The following is a 14,083-nucleotide window of genomic DNA, read 5'->3' on the forward strand; positions in this document are numbered from 1 at the left end:
CGACGGGGTCTTATCCGGCACCAGATATCTTTATTGCGCCACCCAGCCGCCATCCATATTCCACGCCACACCACGCACCTGCGACGCCCCGTCTGAGCACAAAAATAGCGCAAGCTCACCCAACTGTTGCGGCGTGACGAATTCGCGCGACGGCTGTTTTTCCGCCAGCAGGGCGTCACGCGCGGCGTCAGGCTCAGCGCCTTCGGCAATACGTTTATCGATTTGCTGCTGGACCAACGGCGTAAGCACCCAACCGGGGCACAGCGCATTGCAGGTAATACCCGTCTGCGCGGTCTCCAGCGCAATGGTTTTGGTTAATCCCACCACGCCGTGCTTCGCCGCCACATAGGCGGATTTCTCTTTTGAGGCCACCAGGCCATGAACAGAAGCGATATTGATGATGCGTCCCCAGTTACGCGTACGCATGCCGGCAAGCGCCAGGCGCGTGGTGTGAAAGACAGAAGAGAGGTTAATGGCGATAATCGCGTTCCATTTATCAACCGGGAAGGTCTCCACCGGTGAAACATGCTGGATCCCGGCATTGTTGACCAGAATATCCACACCGCCAAATTCGCTATCGGCATAGCGCATCATGTCGGCAATTTGCGCTTCATCGCTCAGGTCCGCGCCATGATAGCCTGGCGTTTTGCCATATTGTGCAATGGCATCTTTGGCGGCTTCCACATCACCAAATCCGTTAAGGATCAGGGTAGCGCCCGCTTGCGCCAGCACCTGTGCGATGCCTAATCCAATACCGCTGGTAGAGCCGGTAACCAGAGCGGTTTTTCCCGTTAAGTTCATGATGATTCTCCTTAAACAATTCCGGTGGTGTAGAAGACGCCGATAACAAACAGCACGGCCAGACTTTTAATTACGGTAATGGCGAATATCCCGCCGTACGCCTGACGATGGCTAAGACCGGTTATGGCCAGCAGGGTAATGACCGCACCGTTATGTGGCAGGGTATCCATACCACCACTGGCCATTGACGCCACGCGGTGGAAGACCTCGAGGGGAATATTGGCGGCATGGGCGGCGGCAATAAAAGTGTCAGACATGGCGGCGAGGGCAATACTCATCCCGCCAGACGCCGAGCCGGTGATCCCGGCAAGCGTGGTGATGCTGATAGCCTCATTGAGCAGTGGGTCGGGAATGGCCGCCAGCGCTTTTGACAGCACGAGGAAACCTGGCAGGGCGGCGATCACTGCGCCAAAACCGTATTCTGATGCGGTGTTCATGGCCGCGAGGATCGCGCCGCCAACCGCCGTTCGGCTCCCTTCCGCCAGGCGACCTTTAATGTTGCGATAGCCGAAGAGCACCACCAGCAGGATCCCAGAAATCAGCGCCGCTTCTACCGCCCAGATAGCGGTGATTTTACCGACTTCGGTGGTAATCGGTTTGGCAAGGCCCGGAAGTTCCAGTTGATGCGTAGCGCCATACCATTGCGGGATCCAGTGGGTAAATAGTAGGTTAAAAACGCCAACCAGGATCAGCGGAGAGATAGCAATTATCGGGTTCGGCAGGTTAATGTTATCCGGCGTTTCCGGCTCGTTTAACAGTTCAGTGCCGTACCCTTCATTCTTTGCCTGCGCTTTACGACGCTGGCGCTCGAGATAAACCAGACCGACAACGATGATAAACAGAGAGCCGATCAAACCCAGCCAGGGAGCGGCCCAGGCGTTAGTTCCAAAGAAGCTAGTCGGAATAATGTTCTGGATCTGCGGCGTGCCTGGCAGAGCGTCCATGGTGAAGGAAAACGCGCCCAGCGCAACGGTGGCCGGGATCAGGCGCTTCGGAATATTACTCTGACGGAACAGCTCCGCTGCAAATGGATACACCGCAAATGCCACCACGAACAGCGATACGCCGCCGTAGGTCAACAGTGCACACACCAGCACAATCACAGGGATGGCGTGACGACGCCCGAGAATGTTGATGGCGGCGGCAACGATGGAGCGAGAAAAACCCGATAACTCGATTAACTTGCCAAACACAGCGCCCAGTAAGAACACCGGGAAGTAAAGCTTCACAAAACCGACCATTTTCTCCATAAACAGGCCGGTGAAGGCAGGGCCGACGGCGCTGGGTTCGGTGAGCAATACAGCACCTAATGCCGCGATGGGGGCAAACAGGATGACGCTATATCCGCGATAGGCTGCCAGCATCAGCAGGCCCAACGCTGCCAGGGCGATTAATACACTCATCATGACTCCTCAATATCATTGTTATAGTGGGGTACAGAAAGAGAAGTTACGGTTTCAGGGCAAAGCGCAGCTGATGCTCTCTGCGTTGCTGGATATATTCCTTGCGCGAATCATCCCAGCGATAAAATCCCTGACCGCTGCGCAAACCGGTATCACCGTTAGCCACCTTGTCAGCGACCAGAGACATCATGTCGCTCCCGGTTGCCAGCTCCGGTAGCAGATGCCGACAAATGTCCTGTACCGTAGAAAGTCCGGTCATATCCGCCGCCTCCAGCGGACCGACCATCGCATAGCGACGACCGAGCGAGGCGCGCATTACCTGATCCACCACCTCTGCGCTGGCGATCCCGCTTTTTACGATATGCAACGCTTCACGCAGCAGAGCAAACTGCAGGCGATTACCGACAAACCCCGGCGCGGCGCGGTCGAGCACAACGGCTTCCAGCTGCATCGAAAGCAGCAGCTGTTGCAGTTCCTGCAGATATTCCGGCTTCGTGGCCGTGCCGGGTACAATCTCAACCAGTGGAATAAAATGCGGCGGGTGCCAGAAATGGGCGATTAACAACCGCTCAGGATGGGCGAGCTTTTCTGCCAGCGCATCCGGCGGCAGGCCGCTGGTGTTACTGGCAATGACGGCCTCAGGCGCGATCAATGCTTCCAGTTGCGCATACAACGCGTGCTTGAGTTCGAGTCGCTCCGGAATGGCTTCGATCAGTAACCCGCACGCGGCGATATCGTGCAGCGAGGTAGTACCATGCAGACGACTCACAGCCTGTGCTTTGTCGCCTGCAGGAAACTGTTCGGTGGCAATCAGTTCATCCAGAATACCGCTGGCAACTGCGCCAATGTCTGCAATACGGTTGCTATCGGTGTCGTACAGCCAGACATCGTGACCATAACGGACGAAGTGGGTGGCAATACCGACACCCATTAAACCCGCGCCCAGTACGCAGATATGCTTACTTTTCATGAGATACCTCCTGCGGGCGCTCAACCGCCAGTGCCACCCCCTGACCGCCGCCTACGCACAGTGTAGCCAGCCCTTTGGCGGCGTTACGGCGGGCCATTTCGTGCAGCAAAGTCACCAGAATTCGGCAACCTGACGCCCCAATGGGATGGCCCAGCGCAATCGCGCCGCCGTTTACGTTCACCCGATTGCTGTCCCAGTTCAGGGATTCGCCAACCGCCAGCGCTTGCGCGGCAAAGGCTTCGTTGGCTTCAATGAGATCGACATCATTCAACGTCCAGCCAGCTCGCTTCAGGCACTGAAGTGATGCCTCTACCGGCCCAATGCCCATAATCGCAGGGTCGACGCCGGAGACGGCGTAACCCGCCACTCTGGCAAGAACCGGCAGATTGAGTTCTGCTGCTTTGGCGGCGCTCATCAACATCACCGCGGCGGCGCCATCGTTGATTGAAGAGGCATTCCCGGCGGTCACCGTGCCGTTACCAGGGCGAAACGCTGGTTTGAGCTGCGCCAGCTTTTCAGCCTGCGTATCCGGACGAGGCTGTTCGTCACGATCCACGACACGCGGCGGTTTTTTTGCCCTGTGGGACGCTGACTGGCGTGATTTCCGCGCTAAAACGACCGGCTTCAATGGCGGCGGCCGCTTTTTGCTGTGAGCGCAGGGCAAAGGCGTCCTGCTGCTCGCGACCGATCACGAACTTATCCGCCAGATTTTCCGCGGTAATCCCCATGTGATAGTCGTTAAACGCATCCCACAGACCGTCATGCACCACGCTGTCTTTCATGCTGGCATGACCGAGCCGCAGTCCCGCCCGGGCGCCGTCGAGGAAATAGGGCGCATTGCTCATGCTCTCCTGCCCACCGGCAATCACAATTTGCGCATCGCCGCAGCGAATCGCCTGGACCGCCTGATGCACCGCCTTCATGCCCGAGCCGCACACCAGATTCAGGGTTAACGCGGGCGTGGTGACCGGCAGTCCTGCGCGTAACGCCGTTTGCCTGGCAGGGTTCTGGCCGCAGCCTGCCGTCAGAACCTGGCCGAAGATCACTTCATCAATTTGCTCAGGTGCCACGGCGGTTTTTTCCAGCAGCGCACGGATCACCACTGAACCTAGTTCAACCGCGGAAAGCGGCGCCAGCGCGCCATGAAAACTGCCAATTGGGGTGCGCGTTGCCGCGACAATAACAACATCCTGCATGGTCAGCTCCTCAGCTAAAGTGCATTTCGGGGACATTTTCGGGAACGATCAGCTTGCCGGCGGTTCTGGCGACTATCTCATCCACGCTGATACCCGGCGCTCGCTCGCGCAGAATGAACGCCCCATCGGCAATCTCCAGCAGCGCCAGATCGGTAAGCACGCGTTTAATACAGGCCACGCCGGTCAGCGGCAGGGTGCAGGCGGGAAGCAGTTTCGACTCGCCGCTTTTAGAGGCATGCGTCATCACCACGATGATGTTGTCGGCTCCGGCAACCAAATCCATCGCGCCGCCCATGCCTTTCACCATTTTTCCGGGGATCATCCATGAGGCGATATTGCCGTTAACATCCACTTCAAACGCGCCGAGCACCGTCAGGTCGACGTGACCGCCGCGGATCATGGCGAAGGATTGCGCCGAGTCGAAGATTGCCGCGCCTTTGCGCGCCGTCACGGTCTGTTTTCCGGCGTTGATCATGTCAGCATCAATTTCGTCTTCCGTGGGAAACGGGCCCATACCCAGCAAACCGTTTTCCGATTGCAGCATTACGTCCATGCCTTCAGGAATGTAGTTCGCCACCAGAGTAGGAATACCAATCCCGAGGTTGACGTAATAACCGTCTCGCAGCTCGCGGGCGACACGCATCGCCATTTGTTCACGCGTTAACATGGTCAGGCTCCTTTCTGGCGCAGGGTGCGTTGTTCAATACGTTTTTCAAACTGCCCCTGGATAATGCGGTTAACGTAAATTCCGGGGGTGTGAATTGCGGCGGGGTCCAGCTCTCCGGGAGGGACAATTTCTTCAACTTCCACGACGGTAATACGCCCAGCGGCAGCCATCAGCGGATTAAAATTCTGTGCGGTGTGGCGATAAATAACGTTGCCGTACCAGTCGGCTTTCCAGCCTTTAACCAACGCAAAATCACCGGTTATCGCCTGCTCTAAGATGTAAGGGCGTCCGGCAAACTCGCGAACTTCTTTCCCTTGCGCGACCGGGGTTCCGTATCCGGTCGCGGTAAAGAATGCCGGGATCCCCGCGCCGCCCGCGCGCAGCTGCTCAGCCAGCGTGCCTTGCGGCGTCAGGATAGCTTCCAGTTCACCGCTGAGAACCTGCTGCTCAAACAGGGCGTTTTCACCTACATAAGATGCGACCACTTTGCGTACCTGGCGCGTTTCCAGCAGAACGCCAAGGCCAAAACCATCCACGCCGCAGTTGTTTGACACAACCGTAAGCCCCTGAACCTCCCGACGGCGTACTTCGGCAATCAGGTTCTCAGGGATCCCACATAAGCCAAAACCGCCCGCCAGCAGCGTCATGTTATCGGTCAGTCCTTCCAGCGCCTCTTGATAGGTGGCAACCCGTTTATCCAGTCCAGCCATACACTTGCCCCTCCTGTTGTCCTTGCCGACATCATTGGGGGTGAAAAATGATTTGTTAATTTTAAATTTGTGACTCACTCATTGGGTTTTTTTATCAATTTAATGTTAATTAAAGGTATTCAACAAGTTAAAGGAATGCGAAATGGGAATGAGCATCAAACAGTTACGCGCGTTTTTAGCGGTAGCTCACACTCTGAATTTTGCTCATGCCAGTGAAAGACTGAATATGTCGCAACCCGCTTTAAGCCTGGCGATTAAAGGACTGGAGGATTCACTGGGCGGGGCGTTACTGTTGAGAACCACCCGCAAAGTGACCCTGACGCAGGAGGGAGAAACGCTGCTCAACATGGGGCGACAACTGCTGGCGGACTGGGAGAATACGGAAGAGGCAATGCGCCAACGCTTTACGCTGCAGCGCGGGAAAATTTCTATTGCCGCCATGCCCTCATTCGCCGCTAACGTCCTGCCATCGGTACTGAAAACGTTTCGTGATTCCTACTCCGGGATCAACGTAACGGTACATGACGTGATTAACGAACAAGTGATTGAGATGGTCAGTGAAGGGCGGGTGGAGATGGGCATTGCCTTTGAGCCGGACTCTTCAGGGCATCTGCATTTCACCCCGCTCGGCGTGGATCGTTTTATCGCGATTGTTCCGCCGACATGCAAACTGGCGGGCCGGGATCGTATTGCGTGGCGCGAATTACTGACGCTGGATTTTATCACCCTGCAACGTCCTTCCGCCGTGCGCCTGATGCTGGAAGAACAGTTGGTGCAAAGTGGGCATACGCTGGAGGTGGCGCTGGAGAGCCATCAACTGGTGACGGTTGGTCGCCTGGTGGCAAGTGGACTGGGCGGCAGCGCCGTGCCCGCATTGTGCCGCACGCAAATGACAGAGCTGGGCGCAACCTGTATCGATCTGGATACGCCGGTGATCCAACGTCGGATCGGCGTTTTGCGTTCGGCGCATCATAAGTTATCTACCGCTTCTGAAGTGCTGGTGGATTCACTGAAAAAGGCGTATTGCACCTGACTCTCACGCAATACGCCAACCTTTCAGCTCATGCAACCGCCCGCCAGCAGCGAACTTCACCACCGCTATCACTTTTCAGCAATGCCTGTTTCTTCTCACAGCCGCTGGTTGCCAGTGGGCACCTGTCACGGAAAAAACAACCCTGGGGCAGCGTTCGGTTCCCCGGTAGTTCGGTTTTCCGTAACACCAAATCCTCCGCCAGCGGTGCTCCCGTTTTAGGGACCGAATCCAGCAATAACCGCGTGTAGGGATGGGCGGGCTGCGTGAGTACCTGCTGCGCATCGCCCAGCTCAACAATTTGCCCGAGGTACATCACCGCCACGCGGTCGCTCATATGGCGGACCACCGACACGTTGTGCGAGATCAGCACGTAGGTCAGGTTTCTGCGCGCCTGCAATGACACCAGCAGATTGAGAATTTGCGCCTGCACGGAGATATCCAGCGCCGAAGTAGGTTCATCGAGCACAATCACGTCCGGCTCTGATGACAACGCCCGGGCGATGGCAATACGCTGGCGCTGTCCACCGGAAAACGCATGCGGCAGGCGGTCGAGATATTCAGGACGAATTCCCACTTGTCGCGCCAAATCTTCAGCAAGCATACGGCGCTCACGTTCTGCAGGACGTTTTTGGATCCACACCGGTTCGGTGATAATCCGCCATACCGGTAAGCGCGGATCCAGCGATGAAAGGGGATCCTGAAAGACCATTTGCATACCGGTATGCTGCTTGTCACCACGGCGCGCATAGTTGCCCTGACTGGGTTTCAGCATCCCCATCAGCAGTTGCGCCAGCGTACTCTTTCCACAACCGGACTCGCCAACAATCCCCAGTGTTTCCCCCTGACGGATCTGTAAATCCAGACCATTGAGGGCATGCACCCGTTCCGTTACCTTGCCGAGCCAGTTTTTACGCGCAGGGAAGTTGACATGAACATTCTGCAGCGCCAGTAAAAAATCAGACATGTGTTGTCTCCAGTTGCGGATACCAGCAGGCAGATTGTTGATCCCCGCCTCCCTGACTGCGTAACGCAGGTGTTTCTTCACAACGGGGGCCAGCGGCAAAGCAGCGCTCGCGAAACGCGCATCCCGTCGGTAAGCAGGTTAAGTTCGGCACGGTGCCGGGAATGGCGGGCAGCAATGCGCGCGGCTCGCCGTGCTCCGGCGCGCATTTCAGCAGACCAATGGAATAGGGATGCGTCGGGCGTTGAATAACGGTTTGCGTTGGGCCACTCTCAATCACGCTTCCGGCATACATGACGTACAACCGGTCGCATAACTGTGAAACCACCGCCATATCATGGCTGATAAATAACACGGCTGTCCCGCTGGCTCGCGCTTTTAACTTCAGCAAACGCAGCACCTGCAGTTGCACCGTGACGTCCAGAGCGGTGGTCGGTTCATCGGCAATAATAAGCTCCGGTTCACATGAAAAGGCCAGCGCTATCATTACGCGCTGGCGCATCCCGCCGGAAAGCTCAAACGGGAAACGCTTCATGACTTCCGCCGCGTCCGGGATTTGCATCTCCTGGAGTAAAGCGATGGCTTTCTGACGGGCATCCGTGCGGCTTAACGCCTGATGATGGCGGATAACCTCCACCATTTGCTGACCGATGCGCCGGGTCGGATTCAGCGCCGTCATGGGCTCCTGAAAGATCATCGCTACGCGTGCGCCGCGCCATTGGCGCATTTGCTTCTCGCTGGCATTGAGCACATCTTCCCCCAGCAGCGAAACGCGTCCCTGGTGGATATGATAACTGCCTTCCGGCAGCAGACGCATGGTGAGCATGGCCGTCACGGACTTACCAGAACCGGACTCGCCAACCACGCCAACGATTTCTCCGCGGTTGATATGCAGCGATACATGGTTAAGCGCATGCACGTCAGCTTTATAGCCGGGAAAACTCAAATGCAAATCTTCGATTTCCAGCACGGGTTGTGTCATGACTGTTTTCCTCCGGCTTTCGGGTCAAGCAGATCGCGAATACCATCGCCAAAGAGATTAAAGCCCACGGCGGTAATCAGAATGGCGGCGCCGGGGAAAGCGCAATACCACCACTGATCAAGCACATAGTTACGGCCTATTGCGACCATCGCTCCCCATTCAGCGCTGGGCTGCTGTGCGCCCAGACCGATAAATCCGAGCGTGGCGGCCATCAGGATCGCACTGCCGATATCGAGCGACGCTTGCACAATTAGTGGGGGCAGAGAGTTACGTAAAATGTGCCAGCTAATCAGATGCCAGCGTGATGCGCCGTAGGTCCGCGCCGCCTGCACATAGGTAAACTGGCGCACTACTAACGTTTGACCGCGTGCGAGGCGCACATAAAACGGAATACGTACGATAGCAATCGCCAGCATGGCGTTAAACAGGCTTGGACCCAACGCGGCGGCCAGCGCCATCGTCAGCACCAGCGAGGGAATGGACAGCATAATGTCCATTATTCGCATAATAATTGCATCGGCGCGTCCGCCCATGACGCCAGACAAACAGCCCAGCAGCGAACCCAATCCCCCGGCGATACCCACCACGACCAGCCCCGCAACGACCGATTGTTGGCTACCCACCAGAACGCGGCTGAACAGATCGCGGCCGACTTCATCGGTACCAAACCAGTGAGCGGCTGACGGGGGCAGCAGGCGCGCACTCAAATTGATGGCATTAGGGTCGTGAGGGGTTATCCACGGCGACAGCACCATCAGCAGCAGTATCAACACAATGATGACCCCGCCAACCAGCGTCAGCGGGCTGCTTTTCATCATCCAGAACAGTTTAGCCCAGTCCGTGCGACGGCGTGTTGTCTGAGGCGCGGCTGGCGTTTCTTGTGTGAGCATCATTGTGCGTCTCCGCGTCCAATTCGTGGATCGATCCACAAGTAGAGTAAATCCACCACCAGGTTAACCAGCACATAGGCGAAAGAGACCACCACGGCAAATCCCATTACCGCCGGGAAGTCGAGCGCCTGAATCGACGTCACCACCCAGGCGCCCATTCCCGGCCAGGCGAAGACCGTTTCAGTCAGCACCGCACCGTAGAGCAGATCGCCCAATGCCAGGCCGAGAACGGTTATCGAGGGGATAAGCGCATTTGGCAACGCGTAACACAACACGATGTACCAGCCCGGCAACCCGCTGGCGCGAGCGGTGCGAATGTAATCTTCACTCAGTTGCTCCAGCATGGCGGAGCGAATCTGACGGGCAACGATCCCCAGGTGCACAAAGGCCAGCGTCAGTGATGGCAGGATCAGGTGCTGAAGCGCATTGAAAAAGACTTCGCCATTGCCTTCCAGCAGTGCATCAATCAGATAGAACCCGGTGACGTGAGTTGGCGGATCCAGCCAGTCATCTAAACGTCCACCGCCGGGTAAAATTTGCAGATGACCATAAAACAGCACGATAACCCCCAGCCCCAGCCAGAATGCTGGTGTGGAGATACCGGTGATCGCCATCAGGCGAACGAGGTGATCTAGCCAGCGGTTGCGCCAGACCGCAGATAAAATGCCCAAAGGAATACCGATAACCAGCGCCAGCAACAAGGAGCAGAAAGCCAGCTCAAGGGTGGCGGGGAAGAAGATGCGCAGCTCATCCAGCACCGGACGTCCGGTGCGAATAGAGGTGCCTAAATCACCGTGAAAAATGTCGCTGACATAGCGAAAAAACTGGACATACAGCGGCTGGTTCAGCCCCAACTGTTGGCGAATATTTTCGACAATTTCATCGCTGGCGCGATCGCCCGCCAATAGCCGCGCGGGGTCGCCAGGTATCAGGTGCGAAATAATAAAAGTGATTACGCAAACACCGATAACCACCAGAATAAGTCCCCAGCATCGCTGGCGTAAAATGCTCCAGAACGTCATTAGCTTCCCCTTGCGGAGCCAGAGCGGCTCCGCATTAACGTGGCTTATTTACTCATGGTGGAGATATTGAAGACCTGTTCCAGCATGGGGTTGAATACAAATCCTTTGACGTCTTTGTTCATCGCCAACTGATAGTTTTTCTGGAATAAATAGACGTAGGCGGCTTCATCAATCACGATAGTTTGCGCCTGCTGGTAGTCATTGGTTCTGGCAACCTGATCGGTCGTGGCCAGCGCGCTACGCAACAGCTTATCGACCTCACCGTTTTCATAGAACGAACGGTTACCCGGCAAGCCTTTCTTATCTGACTCAAACCAGTAGTTCATAAACATGTACGGATCGGCGAAATCAGGGCTCCAGTTGCCAATGGCAATGTCGTAATCTCCTTTGCCCACGCGGTCACGCATGGTGGCGTTCGCCAGTTTTTCCAGCTTGACCTTAATGCCCAGTTTGCCAAGGCTTGCCTGGGTCGCGAGCGCGATAGGTTCCCAGTTAGGGTCATTATCCGAGTACAGGAAGCTCAGACTGTCAGGTTTGGTGGCAACTTTGTCCCACGCCGCTTTCGCTTTGGCTTCATCGAAACTGTACTGCATGGCCTTGTCGTCAAAACCCCACATGCCTTCAGGGATCGGACCTCGCATTTGCTTACCGTTGCCGCTCAGGATCCCGTTTACCATGCCTTTATAATCGGTGGCCCACGAGATGGCGCGGCGTAAATCCACCTGATTGAGCGGCGCTTTACTGTTATTCAGATACAGATAGGTCACGCGCAACGAGGGATAATCCGCCACGTTAACTTTGCCTTCCTGTTTTAAGGCGGCAAGCTGGTCAACCGGAAGCGCATCGGCAATGTCGATATCACCCCGCGACAATTGCAGACGGCGAGAGGCGCTTTCACCGATGATTTTTACCGAAACCCGCTTAAACGCCGGTTTTGCACCGGCATAATATGGGTTAGGAACCAGTACCAACTGCTGTCCCTTTTGCCAGCTTTTGAGCATGAAGGGACCGGAGCCTGCCGTATTCTGCGCCAGGAATCCGCGGGCATCGTCTGCGGCATGCTCTTTTAAGACGGCCGGGTTAATAATTGAAGCCCCGTCATTGGCCAGCGTATACAGGAACGGCGCAAATGGCTGGCTGAGGGTAAACTTCACCGTATTGTTATCGATAGCCTCGACCTTCAGATCTTTCGGGAACGCTTCTGCAGGCCCCTGGCCGATTTTGAGCAGGCGTTCAAAAGATTGCTTTACCGCATCAGCCGTCACCGGCGTTCCGTCGGCGAATTTGGCATCGTTTTTCAGGATAAACGTCCACTCTTTCTGGTCGTCAGAGGCCTTCCAGCCGCTGGCCAAATCGCCTTCAACTTCCGTGGAGCCTTTACCGCCATCCGTTTTGTACTGAACCAGCCGCTGATAAGAGGGATAGGTGACCGTCCAGTCGTTGTTATCGATGGTCACGGCGGGATCGAGCGTCTGCGGATCGGCAGCTTTGCCGATCACCAGCATATCTTTGGGAACGGCGGCCTGCGCAGCGGGCAGGGCAAACGCCAGCGCAACGGCTATCAGAGCGGGGCGAAAAAACGCGTTTAACGCAAGTGTAGTCTTCATAACCAGGCTCCAGAATTAAAGGGAATGTTGTGTTGTTATGGGTGTGACAGTGTAACAATCTATCTGATCGTCAAGCAGCGGATAGCGGGCGGCATCAGGTAATTCAAAATGCCACCACTCGCTGGTGATACCGACAAAACCGCCGCCGAACATAATGGCATTGAGCAGCAGGCGGTTGCGCTGCGCAGCCGGAGGAACAGAAGGGTGCCAGGCATGGGAACGGTCGTGCATCTCATCAAAGCCCGCGCCCATATCGAGAAGATTGCCACGATCGTCCATTAGCGTAACGTCAATGGCCGTCCCGCGGCTGTGATTGGATCCTATCGCCACATCAACAACATACTGAGGATCTGGACACGCATTCCACAGCACCGCCTGCGCCTGCTGCGGGCGATACGCGTCGTATACCACAAGTTTCAGGCCCGCCAGTTGCGCAATACTGATGCTTTTCGCCAGCGCAGTGACCGCCTCGGTGTGCAACAGGCAACGAGCTTCCCGGTAGATAGGGGCGCCGGTAATGTTGTCTGCCGTAGCGTATTTAAGATCGATATGCAGCGACGGGAATATCACCGACAGATCGACCAGTTCTGGGGTTTCTGACATAGCACGTTTCCTGTTTATTGTTCGAATTGACCAAATTGTTGTTGTAACTGGCGATTGGTTTGCAGGCGTTCTGCGAGGGAGTCACCCAGTTGTGCCACCACCGCAGAGAGTAATAAGTTGAACAGACAGCTCACCGGAGCCAGTGAGTCCCAGAAATGTCCGGTGTCAGTTTTCACCTGAAGTAAGTCAATGGAATAGTCTCTGGCCCACGGGCACCACACATCGGTGATTAACGCCAGCGGAATGCAGCGTTCTGTGGCAACGCGGCAATATTGTCGCGAGATAGCGGAATAGGCGCGCATATCGGTGATCACCACGTAAGGCTGGGTGAATCCTGAATTCAGCGACTCGACCCAACTGCCGGAAAGCCCTTCGGAGTAGCTGACTTTAGGCCGCAGGTATTCCAGGTGACTGAAAAAGGCGTTAGCGATCCCGCGGGTGGACTGGATCCCAAGGATATACACGGCTTCCGCATGCGCCAGCCGCTGCGCTATGCGTAAAAACGTTTCGCCTTGCGCGAGTTGATAGACATAGGTAATGGCGTCGATTTCCAGTAACAGCGACTGCTGCGCGCGATCTGGCAGGCTTTGTTGCTGGTGCCAGGAGTCCAGCCGCTCGTTCATCCCCCAGGGTTGATAGGCGACGACGGGTAGCTCCCGCAGGCTGGCTTTTGCATCTTCCAGATTGCGAAAACCCAGTTTACGCAGATAGCGTCCAACGGTAATGCCGCTGGTTCCGGTTGCTTTAGCAATACCATCCGCGGTTTCAAAAGGGATCTGCACAGCATGGGCTAACAGCCACCCGGCCACGCGCTTTTCGCTGGGCGTCAGTTGGCTAAAGGTCTGCTCTATACGGGTAAATAACTCCGGTTTCGCTGTCATTACCTTCTCGCTGTTAATTGTTTGTCAGAGTACGGTTCACTGTTAGCAAATTAACAATGCAGGACGCGTGCCATGTTGGTAACAGCGGCACGCTGACCATTTTTGTTAAAAATCAGCCCGTATCCGTTAACTAATGATAAACATTTGTGCAGCGTAGTTCAGTTTTGGTGCAGCGACAGGGGAAGAGGGGTATGAATCTGCTGATTTCGTCGGAACGATCACATTGTGGCCACGTTTTACGCCCAGACATCAGAATCAGTAATGTGAAATATAAATTTCAGCCATATCTATGGTGGCAATCTTTATTCTTATGACGTTAGGGGTATTATTTTTTGCGAACTACATTAACGGTTTGAA

The 14,083-nt window shown here is 55.8% G+C and carries 13 protein-coding genes and 1 pseudogene; 1 reads left to right on the top strand and 13 read right to left on the bottom strand.

Annotated features, from left to right (window positions below; all coding sequences use genetic code 11):
- Window positions 1-30: 30 nt before the first annotated feature.
- The 6 genes and pseudogenes from O6D90_RS11685 to O6D90_RS11710 form a co-directional block, all read right to left on the bottom strand.
- Complete coding sequence (locus tag O6D90_RS11685; RefSeq protein ID WP_016156541.1) at window positions 31-801, bottom strand: 3-hydroxybutyrate dehydrogenase; 771 nt, start codon at window positions 799-801, stop codon at window positions 31-33.
- A gap of 11 nt (window positions 802-812) precedes the next feature.
- A complete protein-coding gene (locus tag O6D90_RS11690; RefSeq protein WP_196615732.1) occupies window positions 813-2,207 on the bottom strand; it encodes a GntP family permease in 1,395 nt (464 codons plus the stop codon).
- A 43-nt stretch (window positions 2,208-2,250) separates the two neighbouring features.
- Complete coding sequence (locus O6D90_RS11695; protein WP_016156540.1) at window positions 2,251-3,174, bottom strand: 3-hydroxyacyl-CoA dehydrogenase family protein; 924 nt, start codon at window positions 3,172-3,174, stop codon at window positions 2,251-2,253.
- Window positions 3,164-4,370 (bottom strand): annotated as a pseudogene (locus O6D90_RS11700) (acetyl-CoA C-acetyltransferase). Before O6D90_RS11700 ends, O6D90_RS11695 begins: the two are co-directional and overlap by 11 nt.
- Window positions 4,371-4,380: 10 nt before the next feature.
- The gene (locus O6D90_RS11705; RefSeq protein WP_016153097.1) at window positions 4,381-5,037 is read right to left on the bottom strand and encodes a CoA transferase subunit B; all 657 of its coding nucleotides are present in this window, start codon (window positions 5,035-5,037) and stop codon (window positions 4,381-4,383) included.
- A 2-nt stretch (window positions 5,038-5,039) separates the two neighbouring features.
- Window positions 5,040-5,747, bottom strand: a complete 708-nt coding sequence (locus O6D90_RS11710) for a CoA transferase subunit A (RefSeq protein WP_016153096.1) — start codon at window positions 5,745-5,747, stop codon at window positions 5,040-5,042.
- Window positions 5,748-5,889: 142 nt separating this feature from the next.
- Between O6D90_RS11710 and O6D90_RS11715 the strand changes: the two genes are divergently transcribed.
- Window positions 5,890-6,780, top strand: coding sequence for a LysR family transcriptional regulator (locus O6D90_RS11715; protein WP_016153095.1), 891 nt, complete (start codon window positions 5,890-5,892; stop codon window positions 6,778-6,780).
- A gap of 28 nt (window positions 6,781-6,808) precedes the next feature.
- Here the strand turns inward: O6D90_RS11715 and O6D90_RS11720 are convergent, their stop codons facing one another.
- Genes O6D90_RS11720 through O6D90_RS11750 form a run of 7 tightly spaced genes read right to left on the bottom strand, consistent with a single transcriptional unit; the run spans window position 6,809 to window position 13,726 of the window.
- On the bottom strand, window positions 6,809-7,744 hold the full coding sequence (locus O6D90_RS11720; protein WP_016156538.1) for an ABC transporter ATP-binding protein: 936 nt from the start codon (window positions 7,742-7,744) through the stop codon (window positions 6,809-6,811).
- Window positions 7,737-8,723: an ABC transporter ATP-binding protein gene (locus O6D90_RS11725; protein WP_016156537.1), complete on the bottom strand. Its 987-nt coding sequence runs from the start codon at window positions 8,721-8,723 to the stop codon at window positions 7,737-7,739. Before O6D90_RS11725 ends, O6D90_RS11720 begins: the two co-directional genes overlap by 8 nt.
- A complete protein-coding gene (ddpC, locus tag O6D90_RS11730; protein WP_016156536.1) occupies window positions 8,720-9,616 on the bottom strand; it encodes a D,D-dipeptide ABC transporter permease in 897 nt (298 codons plus the stop codon). The genes O6D90_RS11725 and ddpC overlap by 4 nt, the downstream gene beginning before the upstream one ends.
- A complete protein-coding gene (locus O6D90_RS11735; protein WP_016153091.1) occupies window positions 9,613-10,635 on the bottom strand; it encodes an ABC transporter permease in 1,023 nt (340 codons plus the stop codon). The genes ddpC and O6D90_RS11735 overlap by 4 nt, the downstream gene beginning before the upstream one ends.
- A 44-nt stretch (window positions 10,636-10,679) precedes the next feature.
- On the bottom strand, window positions 10,680-12,242 hold the full coding sequence (locus tag O6D90_RS11740; protein ID WP_016156535.1) for an ABC transporter substrate-binding protein: 1,563 nt from the start codon (window positions 12,240-12,242) through the stop codon (window positions 10,680-10,682).
- 15 nt (window positions 12,243-12,257) lie between these two features.
- On the bottom strand, window positions 12,258-12,845 hold the full coding sequence (gene ddpX / locus O6D90_RS11745; protein ID WP_016156534.1) for a D-alanyl-D-alanine dipeptidase: 588 nt from the start codon (window positions 12,843-12,845) through the stop codon (window positions 12,258-12,260).
- 14 nt (window positions 12,846-12,859) lie between these two features.
- Window positions 12,860-13,726 carry a MurR/RpiR family transcriptional regulator gene (locus O6D90_RS11750; protein WP_016156533.1) on the bottom strand — a complete coding sequence of 289 codons (867 nt, stop codon included), beginning with the start codon at window positions 13,724-13,726 and terminating at the stop codon, window positions 12,860-12,862.
- Between the last annotated feature and the right edge of the window lie 357 nt (window positions 13,727-14,083).

Source organism: Citrobacter sp. 21OH12SH02A-Citro, assembly GCF_027919895.1.
GTDB lineage: Bacteria > Pseudomonadota > Gammaproteobacteria > Enterobacterales > Enterobacteriaceae > Citrobacter > Citrobacter braakii.

Excerpts from the sequence above, each read along its gene's own strand:
- O6D90_RS11740 (WP_016156535.1), bottom strand. The coding sequence starts at position 12,242 with ATGAAGACTACACTTGCGTTAAACGCGTTTTTTCGCCCCGCTCTGATA.
- O6D90_RS11735 (WP_016153091.1), bottom strand. The coding sequence starts at position 10,635 with ATGACGTTCTGGAGCATTTTACGCCAGCGATGCTGGGGACTTATTCTG.
- O6D90_RS11750 (WP_016156533.1), bottom strand. The coding sequence starts at position 13,726 with ATGACAGCGAAACCGGAGTTATTTACCCGTATAGAGCAGACCTTTAGC.
- O6D90_RS11690 (WP_196615732.1), bottom strand. The coding sequence starts at position 2,207 with ATGATGAGTGTATTAATCGCCCTGGCAGCGTTGGGCCTGCTGATGCTG.
- O6D90_RS11725 (WP_016156537.1), bottom strand. The coding sequence starts at position 8,723 with ATGACACAACCCGTGCTGGAAATCGAAGATTTGCATTTGAGTTTTCCC.
- O6D90_RS11720 (WP_016156538.1), bottom strand. The coding sequence starts at position 7,744 with ATGTCTGATTTTTTACTGGCGCTGCAGAATGTTCATGTCAACTTCCCT.
- O6D90_RS11705 (WP_016153097.1), bottom strand. The coding sequence starts at position 5,037 with ATGTTAACGCGTGAACAAATGGCGATGCGTGTCGCCCGCGAGCTGCGA.
- O6D90_RS11710 (WP_016153096.1), bottom strand. The coding sequence starts at position 5,747 with ATGGCTGGACTGGATAAACGGGTTGCCACCTATCAAGAGGCGCTGGAA.
- ddpC (WP_016156536.1), bottom strand. The coding sequence starts at position 9,616 with ATGATGCTCACACAAGAAACGCCAGCCGCGCCTCAGACAACACGCCGT.
- O6D90_RS11715 (WP_016153095.1), top strand. The coding sequence starts at position 5,890 with ATGGGAATGAGCATCAAACAGTTACGCGCGTTTTTAGCGGTAGCTCAC.
- ddpX (WP_016156534.1), bottom strand. The coding sequence starts at position 12,845 with ATGTCAGAAACCCCAGAACTGGTCGATCTGTCGGTGATATTCCCGTCG.
- O6D90_RS11685 (WP_016156541.1), bottom strand. The coding sequence starts at position 801 with ATGAACTTAACGGGAAAAACCGCTCTGGTTACCGGCTCTACCAGCGGT.
- O6D90_RS11695 (WP_016156540.1), bottom strand. The coding sequence starts at position 3,174 with ATGAAAAGTAAGCATATCTGCGTACTGGGCGCGGGTTTAATGGGTGTC.